This window comes from Variovorax sp. GW821-FHT09D04, from assembly GCF_059416405.1.
The window spans coordinates 117082-134319 of record NZ_JBWKPA010000010.1; the positions used below are offsets into that span (position 1 = coordinate 117082).

The following is a 17238-nucleotide window of genomic DNA, read 5'->3' on the forward strand; positions in this document are numbered from 1 at the left end:
GAGAGTCAGAGTCCTTGCGATTCGAGGGTGACGGGGCCACGCGGCGTGTCGAGCACGGCGATGAGGTTGGGCGGGCCGGCATCGACCGGCAGGCTGCCCATGCCGATGGCCGTGAGCGTGGCCGACAGCGCCGGCGCGCGCGGATGCGCCACGCGCAGCGAACGCAGCGCCAGGCCCGAGGCGGGCATGGCGTCGGTGGGGTGCACGGCGCCCCACTGGATCAGCGTGGGCAGCGCGCCGTAGAACAGGCGCTGGCCGTCGTCGCGCACCGTGATCTGCCACTCGAGCCGGCCGGCCGGCGTGTCGCGCGAGGCTTCGAGCAGGTGGCCGCGGTCGATGTGCGCATGCTCCTCGCGCGCGAGCGCCTGCGTGGCGGCGTGCGCATCGGGCACGCGCGCCACGAAGTGAATGAGCCGCGGGCCGCGCTGCGCGAGCGCGGCCTGCAGCGCGGCGTCGTCCAGGTCGAACCAGCGGTGCGTCTTCGGCCGCGACGGCGCCTTGCCGGGCTCGATCGCGATGATCTCGGCATAGGCGCGCGGGAACGCGGCGCTCGCGATGTTCAGCAGCCGGTTGTGCGTGCCCATGAGCGGGTGCACGCCGCCGGGCGCGGGCGTGACGCCGAGCGTGGCCTCGCACCATGCCACGCCCTCGGCCAGCGAGGCGGCGGCGATCACCAGGTGGTCGATTTCGGCGGGGGCCATGGCGTGCCTTTGTTCAGAGGGTGACGTGGCCGTCGACGCAGGTCACGGCATCGCCGCCGACCCAGATCGTGCCGTCGCTGTCGCGCTCGATGTGCACGCGGCCCGCGCGGCCCAGGCACTGGCCTTGCGCGGCCAGGTAGCGCTCGGGCATGTGGCCGTCTGCGATCAGCCATTCGGCCAGGCTGGCGTTGAGGCTGCCGGTGACCGGGTCTTCCTGCACGCCGATGGGCTCGGCGAAGGCGCGCACCTCGAGGTCGATCTTGGCGCCGTCGTCGTTCGGCGTGGCGGGGCGGTTGCCGAAGGCGCGCGCCTCGCGGTTCGAGCGGCCGATGAGCAGCGAGGTGTCGTGCGCCGAGGGCACGCCGGCCACGCCGGCCTTCACGCCCAGTTCCTTCAGTGCGCGGTGGTCGGGCTGCAGCGCCAGCACGGCGTCGGCGTCGTTCAGCAGCAAGCCGAACCAGACCGGGCCGTTGTCGAGCACCTGCGCCGCGATGACCTGCTGCGCCTTCAGGCCCAGCGCGCCGGCCACCTTGGCCAGCAGCGCGGGGCTCGGGGCGCTGCGCTTGAGCGGCGGCGCGGCAAAGGCCAGGCGCTCGCCGTCGCGCCGCAGCGGCACCAGGCCGGCGCCGCACTGCTGCACCACGCGGCCCGCCACCTTGGGCTTGCCGCCGGCCTGCAGCCACGCATGGCAGCTGCCGATGGTCGGGTGGCCGGCAAAGGGCAGCTCGCCGCCGGGCGTGAAGATGCGCACGCGGTAGTCGGCGCCCGGGTCGGTCGGCGGCAGCAGGAAGGTCGTCTCCGACAGGTTGGTCCACTGCGCGAAGCGCTGCATGGCGGCGTCGTCCAGGTCCTGGCCGTCGATCACCACCGCGAGCGGGTTGCCGTAGTAGGCGGTGGCGGTGAAGACGTCGACTTGCTTGAAGGGGCGGGATTTCATCAGGGTCATTCGAGGGATAGATCGAGCACGCCACGCGTGCCCGGGCGGGAAAGCAGGTCGGCGTACCAACGCTCGACGTTGGGCCAGACGGGCCGGCGGTACTCGGCGCCGGGCAGGCCGAACCAGCGGTGCGCCTCGCAGCCGATCGGGATGTCGGCCATGGTGAAGCGCTCGCCGGCCATGTAGGGGCGCTGCGCGAGGTGGGCGTCGAGCATCGCGAACAGCGCCTCGCTCTCGCGCACCGACGCGGCGATCAGCGCGGGCTGGCGCTCCGAAGGCGGCGTGCGCACCCATTGCACGAAGGCGTCGCGGCTGGCGCGGTTGAGCGTGGTCTGCTGCCAGTCCATCCAGCGCTCGGCGTCGAAGCGCGCGGGCAGCTCGCTCGGGTAGAGCGTGCCGTGCGAGTAGCGGGCGCACAGGTAGCGCACGATGACGTTCGACTCCCACAGCGTGACGCGCTCGGCGCCTTCGCCGTCGTCGATGGTGGGCACCATGGCGTTCGGGTTGAGCGCGCGGTATTCGGGCGTCTGCACCACGCCGAATTTGCCGCCGGCCTCGGTGCGCTGGAAGTCGAGCCCAAGCTCCTGCGCGCACCACACGACCTTGCGCACGTTGATCGAACTGATGCGGCCCCAGATGTTGAGCATGGTGTTCAGTGTCCTTGTGCGGAGAGGGCGTCGGCCGTGGCCGGCTGCTGCGCCTGCAGGTACGGCTCGATGTTGCGCAGCGCGCGCGCCACGTAGTCGTCTTTCTCGCCGACCGGCGCGACGTAGTGCAGCGCGCTCTTCGCGGCCTCGAGCCCTTCGGTGCGCGCGATGAGCCACGCCGCGAGGTAGGGCGCCGAGAAGCAGCCGCCCGCGGTCGCCACGTTGCCCTGCGCGAAGAAGGGCTGGTTGAGCACCTCGACGCCGGCTTCCTGCACCCAGGGCTTGGTCGTGAGGTCGGTGCAGGCCTGCACCGGGCCCAGCAGGCCGAGCTTGGCCAGCAGCAGCGTGCCCGAGCATTGCGCGCCGATGAGCTGGCGCGACGGGTCGAGCCCGCGCAGCACGCCCATCAGGCCCGCGTCGGCGGCGATCTCGCGCGTGCGGATGCCGCTGCCGACGATCACCGCACCTGCCTCGCAGGCCGACTCGAGCGTCGCGGTGGCGTGCACCGTGACGCCGTTCATCGAGGTCACGGTGGCGCTGGGCGAAGCCAGCGTCACGCGCCAGCCGGGCTTCTTCACGCGGTTGAGCACGCCGAGCGCGACCAGCGAGTCGAGCTCGTTGAAGCCGTCGAAGGTGAGGATGGCGATGTGCATCGTCGTCGGCCCCGTCAGGCGTGGGCGGGGGCCAGCAGCGCCAGCTCTTCGCGCAGCGTGACGGCAAGCGCGGCGATGGCGGTGTCGATCTCTTCGACGCTGGCGGTCACGAACGACAGGCGCAGCGTGCGCGGATCGCCTTCGCCGGCGTAGAACGGCGCGCCGGGCACGAAGGCCACGTTGCGCTCCACGGCCTTGGGCAGCAGGGTCACGGTGTCGATGCCCTCGGGCAGGCGCGCCCACAGGAACATGCCGCCCTTGGGGGCGTTGAACTTCACGTCCAGGCCGGCCATCTCGCGGTGCAGCGCAGCGATCATGGCGTCGCGCTGGCGCTTGTACAGCGCGCGGATGGTGGGCACGTGGCGGTCCAGGAAGCCGTCCTTCATCACGGCCGAGACCATGCGCTGCGTGAAGATCGGCGTGTGCAGGTCGACCGCCTGCTTGGCCTGCAGCAGCTTGGGGAAGATGGCCTTCGGCGCCACCAGGAAGCCCAGGCGCAGGCCCGGGGCCAGCACCTTGGAGAACGAGCCCAGGTAGATCACGCCCTCGGGGTTGCGCGCGGCCAGCGGCAGCGGCGGGGCTTCGTCGAACCAGAGCTCGCCGTAGGGGTTGTCCTCGACGATCGGCAGGTTCGCGGCGGCTGCGGCCGCGGAGACAGCGGCGCGGCGCGCCTCGGTCATGGTGCGGCCGGTGGGGTTCTGGAAGTTGGGCAGCAGGTAGACGAAGCGCGCGTCGGCCGCCTTGCTCACGAGGTCGTCGACGATCACGCCCTCGTCGTCGCTGGCCACGCCCACGGGGTGCGGCTCCATCGGGCCGAAGGCCTGCAGCGCGCCCAGGTAGGTGGGCGTCTCGACCAGCACCTTGCTGCCTGGGTCGATCAGCACCTTGGCCACGAGATCGAGGCCCTGCTGCGAGCCGGTGGTGATGAGCACCTGCGAGGCGTCGACGTCCCAGGGCAGCATGTCGGCCACGGCCTGGCGCAGCGGCGCATAGCCTTCGCTGGCGGCGTACTGCAGCGCGGCCTGGCCGTCGTTGTGCAGCACTTCGGCGCAGGCGTCGGCGAACTCCTGGATCGGGAAGGTCTTGGGCGAGGGCAGGCCGCCGGCCAGGCTGATGATGCCGGGTCGCTCGGTGACCTTGAGGATTTCACGCAGCACCGAAGGATTCATCTTGGCGGCGCGGGCGGCGAGTTTCCAGTTCATGGGAGGCTTTCTTCTTTCTGGCGAATGAGAGGTGAGTCTGAGTGTGTCGTCAGGATGGCGGGATGTCGCCACGGTGCACGACATGGATTTTGTTGCCGTCCGGGTCACGCAGGTAGGCGCCGTAATAGCCCTGCCCGTAGCGGGGGCGGGGCCCGGGCGCACCTTCGTCGCGGCCACCGTGGCGCAGGGCCGCCTCGTGGGCGGCGTGAACGGCCTGCGGCGAGGGCGCGCAGAACGCGACCATGCTGCCGTTGCCGGCGCTGGCGGGTTCGCCGTCCAGCGGGATGTACACGTAAAAGCGCGGCAGCGTCTGGCCCGGCACGATCCAGCAGGCGGCGTCGGGGCCGCCGTCGGGCGTCACGGGGCGGCGGATGAGGCCGAGCGGGGTCAGCACCGCGTCGTAGAAGGCGGCGGCGCGCGGCAGGTCGGTGCAGCCGACGGTGACATGGCTGAACAGCGTCATGGTCGTCAGCTCCTGGCCTGCGGCTCGGCGCCGCGTGGAACGGTGGGGTTCGCCGGTTGCGAGAGCCGCTTGCCCGCGACCACCGTGGCGACCACGGCGGCGGCGAAGCCCAGCGTCACCAGGTCGAGCGGCTCGCCCAGCAGCGGGATCGACGCGAGGATCGACAGGAAGGGCTGCAGCAGCTGCGTCTGGCTCACGCGCAGCGCGCCGCCCAGGGCCAGGCCACGGTACCAGGCGAAGAAGCCGATCCACATCGAGAACATGCCCACGTAGGTAAAGCCGACCCAGGCCGAGGCGGCCACGGGCTGCTGCGGCCACAGGGCGATGGTGGCGGGCAGCGTCACGGGCAGCGCCATCACGCAGACCCAGCAGATCACGCGCTCGGCGCCCAGCGACGGCGTGACCTGCGCGCCGTAGATGTAGCCGACCGAGGCCGCGACGACCGCGCCCACCAGCAGCAGGTCGGCCCATTCGAAACCGAAGCCGTGGCCGCTCTGCTGCGCGCGCAGCACCGAGAACACCACGACCAGCAGGCTGCCCGCGATGGCGCAGAGCCAGAAGCCCAGCCGCGCGCGCTGGTGCAGCACCCAGGCCGCGACTGCGGCCGTCACCAGTGGCAGCAGCGCCGTCACCACCGCCGCATGGCTGGCCGTGACCACGCGCAGCGCAAAGGCCAGCAGCAGCGGAAAGCCGATGCAGTTGCCCAGCACCGCCATGCCCAGCGGCTTCCACTGGTGCGCCGCCGGGCGCGGCGAGCGCGTGACCAGCAAAAAGATGGCCGACAGCACGCCCGCCAGCGCCGCGCGCCCGAGCGTGACGAACCACGGCGACAGCTGCGGCGCCTCTTGCGTGCCCGTGGCCAGCCGCGTCATCGGCAGCGTGATCGCGAACAGCGCCACGCCGACCACCCCGAGCCACATGCCCAGCGTTTCGTCCTTGAGGGCGAGCTTCATACGCCCACCATCCACCAGGCCGTGAGCACGAGGATCAGGCCCATCGCGCGGTTGAACCACAGCAGGCGCCGTCCCTTGGCCAGCCACTCGCGCAGCAGCGCGCCGACCAGCGCATAGGCGAAGTTGCTGGTGAAGGCGTAGGTCAGCATCACGGGCGCGACGATGGCGAAGCGCGCGAGCGCGTCGGGCTGGCCGGCGATCCAGCCCGCCACCAGCGTGAGCGCCAGCAGCCAGGCCTTGATGTTCACGAACTGCAGCATCACGCCCTGCCCGAAGCCGACCGAGAGGCGGGCGCTGTCGGCCTTGCCGAGCTGGGCGCTGCCGCTGAGCTTGTAGGCCAGCCACAGCAGGTAGGCGATGCCCAGGCCCTTGATCGCCAGGCGCAGCGGCGGCATGGCCACCACCAGTGCGCCGAGGCCGGCCGCGCAGATCGCCAGCAGCAAGGTCCAGCCGACCGGCACCGCGACCACGAAACGCATCGCACGCGGCAGGCCGCCGTTGGCCGCCAGGGCGGTGGAGAGCGTGGTGTTGGGGCCGGGCGAGAAGCTCATCGCCGTGGCCAGCACCAGCAGCGCGGTGAATTCTTGCCAGTTCATGTCACAGACTCTAAACTTTGGACCATTACAGTTCCAGTACAGATGATCGAACAAATCTGAAATCTGTATTGGTCATTCCTTCGACACACGCCGCTCTTTTCTTGCTCTCTGTGCGATGCAGCCCGATCCGATGCTGACCCGAACCTCCACCCAGTCCCTGACCGGGCAGCTGGCCGACCGCCTCGCCGAGCGCATCCGCAACCGGCTGCTGGCCCCCGGCGCACGCCTGCCCTCGGTGCGCGAGTGCGCGCGCCAGCAGGGCGTGAGCCCGTACACCGTGGTCGCCGCCTACGACCAGCTGCTCGCGCAGGGCCTCGTCGAGGCGCGCCGCCAGCGCGGCTTCTACGTGCGCGACGCCGCGCCGGCGCCCGAGGGTTCGCGCAACCCGGCGCATGCCGTGCCCGTGGTCCCGCCGATGATGGCCTCGCGCGTGCCGGCCGACGCCAGCTCGCTGATCCGCAGCATGTTCCACCGCCCGAGCGACAAGCCGCAGCCGGGCATGGGCGTGTTCCCGCCCGACTGGATGGCCTCGACCTTCCTGGCGACCGCGGTGCGCCGCGTGACCACCACCTCGGCGCTGCAGGAACTATCGCTTCAATATGGCGAGCCCTCGGGCGACCTCGCGCTGCGCCGCAGCCTGTCGCAGAAGCTGGTGCGCATCAACGTGCCGGCCGGGCCGGACCAGATCGTGACCACCATCGGCGCCACGCATGCGCTGGACATCGTGAGCCGCACGCTGCTGCGCGCGGGCGATCCGGTGATGGTCGAGGAGCCCGGTTGGGCGCTGGAGTTCGCGCGGCTCGAGGCGCTGGGCATGCGCATCCTGCCCGTGCCACGCCGCGCCGACGGGCCCGACCTCGACGTGATGGCGCAGTACTGCAAGCTGCACAGCCCCAAGCTCTTCGTCAGCGTGAGCGTGCTGCACAACCCGACCGGCTACAGCCTCACGCCGGGCAGCGCGCACCGCGTGCTCAAGCTGGCCAACGAACACGACTTCCACATCGTCGAGGACGACACCTACAGCCACCTCGCGCCCGAGCACGCCACGCGCCTGAGTGCGCTCGACGGGCTGCAGCGCACCATCTACGTCAGCGGCTTCGCGAAGATCCTGGCGCCCAACTGGCGCATCGGCTTCCTGGCCGCCTCGCCCGCGCTGAAAGAGCGGCTTCTGGAGACCAAGCTGCTGGCCACGCTGACCTCGCCCACGCTGTTCGAGCGGGCGCTGTCGTGGTGCATCGACCAGGGCCAGCTGCGCCGCCATTCGGAGCGCGTGCGCATCCGCCTGGACGGCGCGCGCGGCCGCGCGGTGAAGCTGGCCATGTCGCACGGCTGCACCTTCGCCTCGGAGCCGGCGGGGCTGTTCGGCTGGGTCGACACGGGCGTGGACACCGACGCGCTCACGCAACGCATGCTCGACCAGGGCTACCTGCTGGCGCCGGGTTCGCTGTTCCATGCGCGCCGCCCGCCGAGCACGATGATGCGGATCAACTTCGCGACCTCGCAGGACGCGAATTTCTGGAAGGTTTTCAGCCGGGTCAGGGACGAGCTCTGATTCGCTGGCAAGGGGCTTGGAGTAAGCTGGCAACACAAGAAAACCCAGCCAGGAGACCTCCCGCATGAGCAACGCCAGCAAACCCTTCGACTTCAGCCAGTTCGTCCCCGGATTCGACTTCCTGAAGAACCTCGCCGGCGGTGCCGCCGCGGGCTCCGGCTCGGTGCCCGGCATCCCCAGCCTCGCGAGTTGGGTCGCGCCCACCATGAGCGTCGAAGAGGTCGACAAGCGCATCCAGGAACTCAAGACCGTCCAGTACTGGCTCGAACAGAACGGCCACGCGCTCAAGGCGACCATCCAGGCGCTCGAGGTGCAGAAGATGACGCTGTCGACCCTGCGCGGCATGAACGTGCGGATGGAAGACATCGCCAGCGCGTTCACCAAGCAGGCCGCGGCCATGGCGCCGGCGCCTGCACCGGCTCCCGCCCCGGCCCCCGCACCGCGGCCCGAACCGGAAGCTGTCGAGGAAGAGGAAGAAGAGTTCGACGAGGCCGAGGAAGAAGCGGAAGAAGAGGAAACCCCGGCACCGAAGAAGGCGTCGCGCGCCAAACCCGCCTCGTCCAACGGCGCTGCCGGCGTGGTCGACCCGATGCAATGGTGGGGCTCGCTCACCGAGCAGTTCCAGCAGATCGCGAGCACGGCGCTGCAGGACGCGGCGCAGCTCAAGGTGCCGGCCATGGCGCAGCCGCTGGCCGACGCCGTGGGGCAGGTCATCGGCAAGGCGACGGCGCGCAAGCCGGCCGCCAAGGCTGCCCCGAAGAAAGCTGTCGCCAAAAAAGCCGCGCCGGCACCCGCCGCGCGCAAGAAAACCACGTCCGCCGCCGCGCGCAAGCGAACCTCCGGCCGGCGCTGACGTCTTACAGACACCTTTCCAGACGACGACGCACGGGTCGGTACGCACCATGAAACTGTTTCCCACCGGCCATGCCACCCACCCGCAATGGCGCATGGCCGCCGGCCTCGTGCTGGCCCAGTTGCGCGCGCAGATGGCGCTGCCCGATTACGCGTCGAACCCGACGCTCGGGCTGCTCTACATCACCGACCACTACGCGGCCGAAGCGCAGGAGATCCTCGATCACCTGGGCGCCGAGCTGCCCGAGGTCACCGACTGGTCGGGCACCGTCGGCATCGGCGTGTCGGCCAACAACGCCGAGTACTTCGACGAGCCCGGCCTGAGCCTGATGCTGTGCGCGCTGCCCAGCGACCAGTACCGGGTGTTCTCCGGCGTGGCGCCGCTGGGCAGTTCCGAAATGAGCGGCTTCGAGGCGCACACCGCGCTCGTGCACGCCGACCCGGCCACGCCCGACCTGGGCGAGCTCATCGGCGAGATGGCGGGGCGCACCGACACCGGCTACTTGTTCGGCGGGCTCTCGTCCGGCCGCGGCGGGGCGCTGCAGTTCGCGGTCGGCGGCAACGGCAACATCCGCGGCCATGGGGCGGCGGGCGGCGTGTTCTCGGGCGGCTTGTCGGGCGTGGTGTTCGGCGAGGGCGTGCGGCTGGTGTCGCGCGTCACGCAGGGCTGCCAGCCGCTGCGCACCGGCGGCGCGCGCGAGCGCGAGATCACCGAGGCCGACGGCAACCTGCTGCTGTCGCTCGACGGCGAGCCGGCGCTCGACGTGCTGCTGGCCGACCTGCAGGTGTCACTCGACCGGCCGCAGGAAGCCATCGACGCCGTGCGCAACACGCTGGTCGGCCTGGCCGACGCGGGCAGCGACGGCATCCGCCGCACCGGCGACCTGGGCGCCGACGTGCTGGTGCGCCACATCATCGGCCTCGACCCGACGCGGCGCGGCATCGCCATTGCCGACAACGCCGAGGCCGGCATGCGGCTGAGTTTCTGCCGCCGCAACGCGCAGGCGGCGCGCGCCGACCTGATGCGCATCTGCGCCGAGATCCGCGAAGAGCTCGAGCCCGAAGAACAGACGCTGGCCACCGCACGCGCCGTGGCGGCCGGTGAGGCCGAGGCCGCACCGCATCCGGCGCGGCGCATCGCGGGCGCGGTGTACGTGAGCTGCTCGGGGCGCGGCGGCCCGCACTTCGGCGCGCCGGGCGCCGAGCTGCAGATCGTGCGGCATGCGCTGGGCGACGTGCCGCTGGTCGGCTTCTTCGCCGCGGGCGAGATCGCGCGCCACCACCTGTACGGCTACACCGGCGTGCTGACGGTGTTCACTGCGCCGGACTGACTGACTGGCTGACTGACGGGAAAAAACGACGCGCGCGCCTGCGCACTGTGTTCGCGGGCGCTTCGCGTCGCTAGAATCCGCCCGCTTTCTTGAATCTCTGCTGCTGCAAGAAAGAGTGATCCGCGCGCCCCGAGGCACGCGGTCGATCTCTTTCGCCCCGCCACGCGACGTGACGGGGCCCGGAAACCGACACGGTTTCCCCGAATGGAATTGCAGCCATGGGCAGCCCCACCCACAGTCATTTTTCGAGACTCCAGCGCGCCTTTTCGCGCGCGAACATCGCCGTCGACTACCGCGACGGCATCTATCACCTGCGCAACGAAGCCGCGCAGGCGACCGTGCTTCTGCCGCAGAGCCTGCCGCTGGAAGAAAAAGCCGTGAACCAGCTGCTGGCCTTCGCCAGCGTGCGCTCGCCCGACGGCGCGCACGGCGTGTGCAAGGCCTGCGCGACGCCGGACTTTCATCCAGGCTCGGTCGCGCCGGTGGGCAGCGTCGTCGCCACCGATGGCGACTTCGTGATCCCCGCCGCGGTCGGCACCGACATCAACTGCGGCATGCGCCTGCTGACCACCGGCCTCACGCTGGACCAGGTGGCGCCGCACAAGACGCAGCTGCTCGCGCGGCTCACGCGCAGCCTGCTCGACAACGGGCGCGACGTGCCGGTGCACACGGCGGCGTTTCGCGCGCTGTTCGACGACGGACCGGCCGCGTTCCTGGACGCCGTGCGTGGCGACGGACTCTGGGCGGCCTGCGACCGCGACCGGCTGCAGGCCGAGATCGGCGCGTGCATCGGCCTGGCGAGCTTCGGCGGTCAGTCGCGGCACGCACCGCCGGCCTACACCGGCGCGCGCCACGAGGTGTTCCGCGACCCGTGCCTGGGCACGCCGGGCAGCGGCAACCACTTCGTCGAGCTGCAGGTGGTCGACCAGGTGATGGACCGGCACGCGGCCTACCGCGCGGGGCTCAAGGCCGGCGAGGTCGTCGTGATGATCCACAGCGGCTCGCGCGACATCGGGTTCCATGTCGGTGGCCGCTGGATGGACCGCGCGCGGGCCGAGTGGCCGCAAGGCCTGCGCCATCCGAAGAGCGGGCTGTACGGCCTGGCGGGGCCGCTGGCGCAGGAGTACCTCGAAGCCATGGGCGTGGCCGCGCGCTATGCGTGGGCCAACCGCGTCGTGCTGGCCGAGCTGGTGCGCAAGGACTTCGCCGAGCTGCTGGGCGCCACGGCGTCGACGCTGGTGGTCGACGTGCCGCACAACGTGGTGCTGCGCGAGCACGGCATGAACATCCATCGCAAGGGCGCGACGCCGGCGCACGCGGGCGACCTGGCGCTGATTCCCGGGTCGATGGGCGATCACTCGTACCTCGCGACCGGGCTGGGGCATGAAGACTGGCTGTGGTCGTGCAGCCATGGGGCCGGCCGGCGCATGCGTCGGCAGGAAGTGCGCGCGATGCGGCCTGCGCCCGGCGACGCCGATGCCAGCTGGCAGTGCGTGACCTTGCGCGAGGAGCGCCGCATCGAGGAGGCGCCGCAGGCCTACAAACCGATCGGCGCGGTGATCGAGGCGCAGGAAAGCGCGGGGCTCATCCGCTGCGCCGTGCGGCTCAAGCCCTGGGTCACGTTCAAGGCATGACCCGAGGACGCGTGTCGTGTCAGCCCAGTGCGGGTTGCACGGCGCGCGGCGCGGGCGCCGGCATGCCGGCGAACGCGAAGTCGACCTCGGGCGCCAGCCCGCTCACGATGCGCGCGATCGACTTGCCCGAGCCGCAGGCGTGCGTCCAGCCGAGCGTGCCGTGGCCCGTGTTGAGGAACAGGTTCGGCAGCTTGGTCTTGCCGATCAGCGGCACGTTGCTCGGCGTGGCCGGGCGCAGGCCGGTCCAGAACTGCGCGCGCTCGGTGTCGCCGGCGCCGGGGAAGAGCTCCTCGACGCGCCGCACGATGGCTTCGCAACGCACGCGGTTCAGGTCGCGGTCGTAGCCGTTGAGCTCGGCCGTGCCGGCGATGCGCAGGCGGTCGCCCGACTCGGAGGTGTAGCGCGAGAACACCAGCTTGTATTCGTCGTCCGTGAGCGAGACCTGGTGCGCCTTCGACGCGTCCTTCACGGGCAGCGTCACCGAGTAGCCCTTGGCCGGGTAGATCGGCAGGCGGATGCCCAGCGGCGCGGCATACAGCGGGCTCAGCGAACCCATCGCGAGCACGAAGGCGTCGCCGCGGATGCGCTGGAAGCGGCCTTCGTTGTCGGTCGCCTCGACGTGGTCGATGCTGCCGCCGGCTTCGCGCAGCGCGGTCACCGTGTGGCTCATGAGGAACTTCACGCCGGCCGCTTCGGCCAGCTTCACGAGCTCGCGCGCGAAGCGGTTGGCGTCGCCCGATTCGTCTTCGGCGGTGTACGTGGCGCCGGCGAGTTGGGGGCGGATGTGGGCGAGGGCGGGTTCGATCCTGATGGCTTCGTCGGCCGAGATGACCAGCCGCTCGCAGCCCAGGGCACGCATCTGCTCGGCGGGCGCGAGGGCGCCGTCGAATTCCTTTTGCGTCGTGTAGAAGTGCAGGATGCCTTGCGTGCGCTGGTCATAGTTCAGGCCGGTGTCTCGACGCAATTGCTGCAACATTTCCCGGCTGTATGTACCGAGACGAACGATCTGTTCGATGTTGTGGCGGGTGCGCGCGGGGGTGCATTCGCGCAAGAACTGCAGGCCCCAGAGCCACTGGCGCATGTCGGCGCGGATGCGAAACAGCAGCGGCGCATCTTCCTTGCCGAGCCATTGCAGCACCTTCAGCGGCGCGCTTGGATTGGCCCACGGTTCGGCATGGCTGACCGAGATCTGGCCGCCGTTGGCGAAGCTGGTTTCGGCGGCCGGGGTGGCCTGCCGGTCGATCACGGTCACCTCGTGGCCGAGTTGCTGGAGGTAGTAGGCCGAAGTCACGCCGAGCAGGCCGGCGCCAAGAACGATCACACGCATTGCAAGTACCTTTGAGTTTGCAGCGCTTGAACGGCGGGCGTGGAGTGCTATTGAACCAATAGCAAGCAACCGGACGACCGATGTCCAAGTTGCCGCTCCCCCTGTCCTCGGTACCTGAGAGATTCACCCTGCTGCACCCGCAGCGGGTTTGCTCCTTCGGTGCGCCACATGGCGTGGCGGCTCTCCAGACGGCTGTATCGATGAGTGCAGTACTGACCCCTTGCCGAAGTTCCTGGGCGTTGCCTGGAATTTCGTCGGGCCGACCTGAGCGTTTATGGGAGTTTGCGCCTTCGGTAGGGCCTCCGTGGAGGCCCGCTCTCCTGCAATTGTTGGCGATTGTAGGCGGGCCCCGCAAGCCGGCCAAGCCCTGTACATCGGCACTTCACACCGATGGGATAATTGAATGTTGATTTTTGGTAAAGCAAACTTTTTTCTACATGCAGGGGACTCCATGATCCTGGTTACCGGCGGCGCAGGCTTCATTGGCGCCAATTTCGTGCTCGACTGGATCGCGCAGGGCAACGAGCCCGTCGTGAACCTCGACAAGCTGACCTACGCGGGCAACCTCGAGACCCTGGCGTCGCTCAAGGGCAACGCGAACCACGTCTTCGTGCAGGGCGACATCGGCGACAGCGCGCTGCTCGATCGCCTGCTGGCCGAGCACAAACCCCGCGCCGTCGTGAACTTTGCCGCGGAATCGCATGTGGATCGTTCGATCCACGGCCCGGAAGACTTCGTGCAGACCAACGTGCTCGGCACCTTTCGCCTGCTCGAATCGGTGCGCGGCTACTGGAACGCCCTGCCGGCCGACCAGAAGGCCGCCTTCCGCTTCCTGCACGTGTCGACCGACGAGGTCTACGGCTCGCTCTCCAAGACCGACCCGGCCTTCACCGAAGAGAACAAGTACGAGCCCAACAGCCCGTACTCGGCCAGCAAGGCTGCCAGCGACCACCTCGTGCGCGCCTGGCATCACACCTACGGCCTGCCGGTGGTCACGACCAACTGCTCGAACAACTACGGCCCGTTCCACTTCCCCGAGAAGCTGATCCCGCTGATGATCGTCAACGCACTGGCCGGCAAGAGCCTGCCCGTGTACGGCGACGGCATGCAGGTGCGCGACTGGCTCTACGTGAAGGACCACTGCAGCGCCATCCGCCGCGTGCTCGAGGCCGGCAAGCTCGGCGAGACCTACAACGTCGGTGGCTGGAACGAGAAGCCCAACATCGAGATCGTCAACACCGTGTGCGCGCTGCTCGACGAACTGAGCCCCCGCGCCGACGGCAAGCCGTACAAGGAACAGATCACCTACGTCACGGACCGCCCGGGCCACGACCGCCGCTACGCCATCGATGCACGCAAGCTCGAACGCGAACTCGGCTGGAAGCCCGCCGAGACCTTCGATACCGGCATCCGCAAGACCGTCGAGTGGTACCTCGCGAACGGCGAGTGGGTGCGCAACGTGCAAAGCGGCGCGTACCGTGAATGGGTCGAGAAGCAATACGACGCTGCGCCTGCAAAGGCTTCCGCATGAAGTTGCTGCTGCTCGGCAAAGGTGGACAGGTCGGCTGGGAGTTGCAGCGCAGCCTCGCGCCGCTCGGCGAACTGGTCGCCCTGGACTTCGACAGCACCGACTTCCACGCCGACTTCAGCCGTCCCGAGCAGCTGGCTGCAACCGTGCTGGCGGTGCGCCCCGACGTCATCGTCAATGCCGCCGCGCACACTGCCGTCGACAAGGCCGAGAGCGAGCCCGACTTCGCGCGCAAGCTCAACGCCACCTCGCCCGGCGTGGTGGCCGAGGCCGCGCAGCAGATCGGCGCGCTGATGGTGCATTACTCCACCGACTACGTCTTCGACGGCAGCGGCACCCGCCCCTGGAAAGAAGACGACGCGACCGGCCCGCTCAGCGTGTACGGCCAGACCAAGCTCGAAGGCGAGCAGTTGGTGGCGCAGCATTGCGCGAAGCACCTGATCTTTCGCACCAGCTGGGTGTACGCCGCACGCGGCGGCAACTTCGCCAAGACCATGCTGCGCCTGGCCAAGGAGCGCGACAAGCTCACGGTCATCGACGACCAGTTCGGCGCCCCCACCGGGGCTGAGTTGCTGGCCGACATCACCGCGCACGCCATTCGCGCCACGCTGCAAGACCCGGCCAAGGCCGGGCTGTACCACTCCATCGCCGGCGGCGAGACCACGTGGCACGGCTACGCGCGCTTCGTGCTCGAGATGGCGCAGCAGGCCGGCGTCGAACTCAAGGCCGGCCCGCAGGCCGTGGAGGCCGTGCCCACCAGCGCCTTTCCGACGCCCGCGAAGCGCCCGCACAACTCGCGGCTCGACACCACCAAGCTGCAGACCACCTTCGGCCTGCGACTGCCGCCCTGGCAGGAAGGCGTGGCACGCATGCTGCGCGAGACGCTCTGACCGACTGATTTTTCCCGGCCTCCCACACTAGAAGACCCCATGACGCAACGCAAAGGCATCATCCTTGCCGGTGGCTCCGGCACCCGCCTGCACCCGGCCACGCTCGCCATGAGCAAGCAACTGCTGCCGGTGTACGACAAGCCCATGATCTATTACCCGCTGAGCACCCTGATGCTCGGCGGCATGCGCGACATCCTGATCATCAGCACGCCGCAGGACACGCCGCGCTTCCAGCAGCTGCTGGGCGACGGCAGCCAGTGGGGCATCAACCTGCAGTACGCGGTGCAGCCGAGTCCCGATGGCCTGGCGCAGGCGTTCATCATCGGCGACAAGTTCGTGGGGAACTCGCCGAGCGCGCTGGTGTTGGGGGACAACATCTTCTATGGGCATGACTTTGCCCATCTGCTGAGCGGCGCCGACGCGCAGGACGCGGGAGCCACTGTGTTCGCGTACCACGTGCATGACCCGGAGCGGTATGGCGTGGTCGCGTTCGACGCACAAGGCAAGGCCAGCAGCATCGAGGAAAAGCCGCTCAAGCCCAAGAGCAACTACGCCGTGACGGGCCTGTACTTCTACGACAACCAGGTCATCGACATCGCCAAGGCGGTGAAGCCGAGTGCGCGAGGCGAGCTCGAGATCACGGCCGTCAATCAGGCGTACCTCGATCTTGGCCGGCTCAACGTGCAGATCATGCAGCGCGGCTACGCCTGGCTTGATACCGGTACGCATGAAAGCCTGTTGGAGGCGGGGCAGTTCATCGCCACGCTGGAGCACCGGCAGGGGTTGAAGATCGCCTGCCCGGAGGAAATCGCGTGGCGGCATGGCTTCATCGACAAGGAGCAACTGGCGCGGCTGGCCTTGCCACTGCAGAAAAATGCCTACGGCAAGTACCTCAATCGGCTGCTTGTCGAAGAGCACTCATTCTGAACACTGACACACAACAATTTCTTCGGTAGCACAAGTCATGCATGCATCAACTCAAACCCTGACGGGTCAAAAGTACCTCGTAACCGGCGCAGGCGGGTTCATCGGAAGCCATCTCGTCGAAGCGCTCGTGCGTGCCGGCGCTGACGTCACGGCCATGGTCCGCTACGGTTCCGCATCGAGTTGGGGCAATCTCGAATTCGCACCGGATGACGTGAAGGGTCAGTTCCGCGTCGTGGCGGGCAACATCGACGATGGCGATTTCGTCATGCATGCCATGCAGGGCATCGACGTCGTCTGCCATCTGGCGGCCCTGATCGCCATTCCGTACTCGTACGTTGCCCCGCGCAGCTACGTGCGCACCAACGTCGAAGGAACGCTCAACGTCGTGGAGGCCGCGCGCCGTCTGTCGGTTCGTCGCGTCGTCCACACGAGCACCTCCGAGGTGTACGGCACCGCGGTGCGCGTGCCGATCGACGAAGAGCATCCGCTGCAAGGGCAGTCGCCTTATTCGGCCTCGAAGATCGGGGCGGACAAGATCGCCGAGAGCTACTACCGCTCGTTCGACACCGGTGTCGTGACCTTGCGCCCGTTCAACACGTTCGGCCCGCGCCAGTCCGCCCGGGCATTCATCCCGACCATCATCTCGCAGGCATTGACCCAGGACGTGATCAAGCTCGGATCGCTGACCCCTGAGCGCGACATGACCTTCGTGACGGACACGGTCGCCGGTTTCGTCGCTGCTTCGGTGACGCCCGGCATCGAGGGGCAGACCATCAACCTGGGAACCGGCTCGACCTACACGATCGGTCACTTTGCCGAACGCATCCTCAAGCTGATGGGCGTGGAAAAAGAGATCGTTGCGGACACCGCGCGCATGCGCCCCGACAAGAGCGAGGTCTTGAAGCTCGTCTCCGACAACGCGCTGGCCGCGAAGTTGATGGGGTGGTCGCCGCAAGTCGACCTGGACGAGGGGTTGCGCCAGAGCATCGAATTCATTCGCCGCAACATCCACCTGTACCGCCCTGCGGTCTACACCGTCTGAGGG

The 17238-nt window shown here is 69.1% G+C and carries 17 protein-coding genes and 2 riboswitches; of the genes, 8 read left to right on the top strand and 9 right to left on the bottom strand.

The genetic code is table 11. The annotated features are described in order from the left end of the window. Window positions 1–5: 5 nt before the first annotated feature. Genes AC07O4_RS25610 through AC07O4_RS25645 form a run of 8 tightly spaced genes read right to left on the bottom strand, consistent with a single transcriptional unit; the run spans window position 6 to window position 6152 of the window. Window positions 6–701 carry a VOC family protein gene (locus AC07O4_RS25610; protein WP_495306001.1) on the bottom strand — a complete coding sequence of 232 codons (696 nt, stop codon included), beginning with the start codon at window positions 699–701 and terminating at the stop codon, window positions 6–8. Window positions 702–714: 13 nt separating this feature from the next. Continuing rightward, a complete protein-coding gene (locus AC07O4_RS25615) occupies window positions 715–1638 on the bottom strand; it encodes a PhzF family phenazine biosynthesis protein (RefSeq protein ID WP_172438398.1) in 924 nt (307 codons plus the stop codon). Between the two features lie 5 nt (window positions 1639–1643). Next, window positions 1644–2285, bottom strand: a complete 642-nt coding sequence (locus AC07O4_RS25620) for a glutathione S-transferase family protein (protein WP_307582797.1) — start codon at window positions 2283–2285, stop codon at window positions 1644–1646. A gap of 5 nt (window positions 2286–2290) precedes the next feature. Next, window positions 2291–2938 carry a DJ-1/PfpI family protein gene (locus AC07O4_RS25625; protein ID WP_495306002.1) on the bottom strand — a complete coding sequence of 216 codons (648 nt, stop codon included), beginning with the start codon at window positions 2936–2938 and terminating at the stop codon, window positions 2291–2293. Between the two features lie 14 nt (window positions 2939–2952). After that, window positions 2953–4140 (bottom strand): aminotransferase-like domain-containing protein, encoded by a 1188-nt coding sequence (locus AC07O4_RS25630; RefSeq protein ID WP_062471189.1) that lies wholly within the window; start codon window positions 4138–4140, stop codon window positions 2953–2955. 49 nt (window positions 4141–4189) lie between these two features. Then, window positions 4190–4597: a VOC family protein gene (locus AC07O4_RS25635; protein ID WP_495306051.1), complete on the bottom strand. Its 408-nt coding sequence runs from the start codon at window positions 4595–4597 to the stop codon at window positions 4190–4192. 11 nt (window positions 4598–4608) lie between these two features. Next, window positions 4609–5556: a DMT family transporter gene (locus tag AC07O4_RS25640; protein ID WP_495306003.1), complete on the bottom strand. Its 948-nt coding sequence runs from the start codon at window positions 5554–5556 to the stop codon at window positions 4609–4611. Next, a complete protein-coding gene (locus AC07O4_RS25645) occupies window positions 5553–6152 on the bottom strand; it encodes a LysE family translocator (RefSeq protein ID WP_070060269.1) in 600 nt (199 codons plus the stop codon). The genes AC07O4_RS25640 and AC07O4_RS25645 overlap by 4 nt, the downstream gene beginning before the upstream one ends. Window positions 6153–6282: 130 nt before the next feature. Between AC07O4_RS25645 and AC07O4_RS25650 the strand changes: the two genes are divergently transcribed. From AC07O4_RS25650 to AC07O4_RS25665, 4 genes are all read left to right on the top strand, one after another. Next, window positions 6283–7704, top strand: a complete 1422-nt coding sequence (locus AC07O4_RS25650) for an aminotransferase-like domain-containing protein (RefSeq protein WP_095747421.1) — start codon at window positions 6283–6285, stop codon at window positions 7702–7704. A gap of 64 nt (window positions 7705–7768) precedes the next feature. Beyond that, window positions 7769–8557, top strand: a complete 789-nt coding sequence (locus tag AC07O4_RS25655) for a PhaM family polyhydroxyalkanoate granule multifunctional regulatory protein (RefSeq protein ID WP_492740974.1) — start codon at window positions 7769–7771, stop codon at window positions 8555–8557. 49 nt (window positions 8558–8606) lie between these two features. Then, complete coding sequence (locus tag AC07O4_RS25660) at window positions 8607–9887, top strand: FIST signal transduction protein (RefSeq protein WP_492740975.1); 1281 nt, start codon at window positions 8607–8609, stop codon at window positions 9885–9887. A gap of 218 nt (window positions 9888–10105) precedes the next feature. Beyond that, window positions 10106–11521, top strand: a complete 1416-nt coding sequence (locus AC07O4_RS25665) for an RtcB family protein (RefSeq protein WP_495306004.1) — start codon at window positions 10106–10108, stop codon at window positions 11519–11521. Window positions 11522–11540: 19 nt separating this feature from the next. Here AC07O4_RS25665 and AC07O4_RS25670 read toward each other — a convergent pair whose 3' ends face one another. Beyond that, window positions 11541–12848: a D-amino acid dehydrogenase gene (locus AC07O4_RS25670; RefSeq protein WP_369644831.1), complete on the bottom strand. Its 1308-nt coding sequence runs from the start codon at window positions 12846–12848 to the stop codon at window positions 11541–11543. 91 nt (window positions 12849–12939) lie between these two features. Beyond that, window positions 12940–13046, bottom strand: a riboswitch (glycine riboswitch). A gap of 44 nt (window positions 13047–13090) precedes the next feature. Next, window positions 13091–13181: riboswitch (glycine riboswitch) on the bottom strand. Window positions 13182–13299: 118 nt separating this feature from the next. Between AC07O4_RS25670 and rfbB the strand changes: the two genes are divergently transcribed. From rfbB to AC07O4_RS25690, 4 genes are read left to right on the top strand one after another with little or no spacing between them, the layout of a single operon-like run. Continuing rightward, on the top strand, window positions 13300–14379 hold the full coding sequence (rfbB, locus tag AC07O4_RS25675; RefSeq protein ID WP_495306005.1) for a dTDP-glucose 4,6-dehydratase: 1080 nt from the start codon (window positions 13300–13302) through the stop codon (window positions 14377–14379). Next, window positions 14376–15266, top strand: coding sequence for a dTDP-4-dehydrorhamnose reductase (rfbD, locus tag AC07O4_RS25680; protein ID WP_495306006.1), 891 nt, complete (start codon window positions 14376–14378; stop codon window positions 15264–15266). The genes rfbB and rfbD overlap by 4 nt, the downstream gene beginning before the upstream one ends. A 39-nt stretch (window positions 15267–15305) precedes the next feature. Next, window positions 15306–16193: a glucose-1-phosphate thymidylyltransferase RfbA gene (gene rfbA, locus AC07O4_RS25685; RefSeq protein WP_495306007.1), complete on the top strand. Its 888-nt coding sequence runs from the start codon at window positions 15306–15308 to the stop codon at window positions 16191–16193. A gap of 37 nt (window positions 16194–16230) precedes the next feature. Beyond that, window positions 16231–17235: a GDP-mannose 4,6-dehydratase gene (locus AC07O4_RS25690; protein ID WP_099794925.1), complete on the top strand. Its 1005-nt coding sequence runs from the start codon at window positions 16231–16233 to the stop codon at window positions 17233–17235. Window positions 17236–17238: the final 3 nt, after the last annotated feature.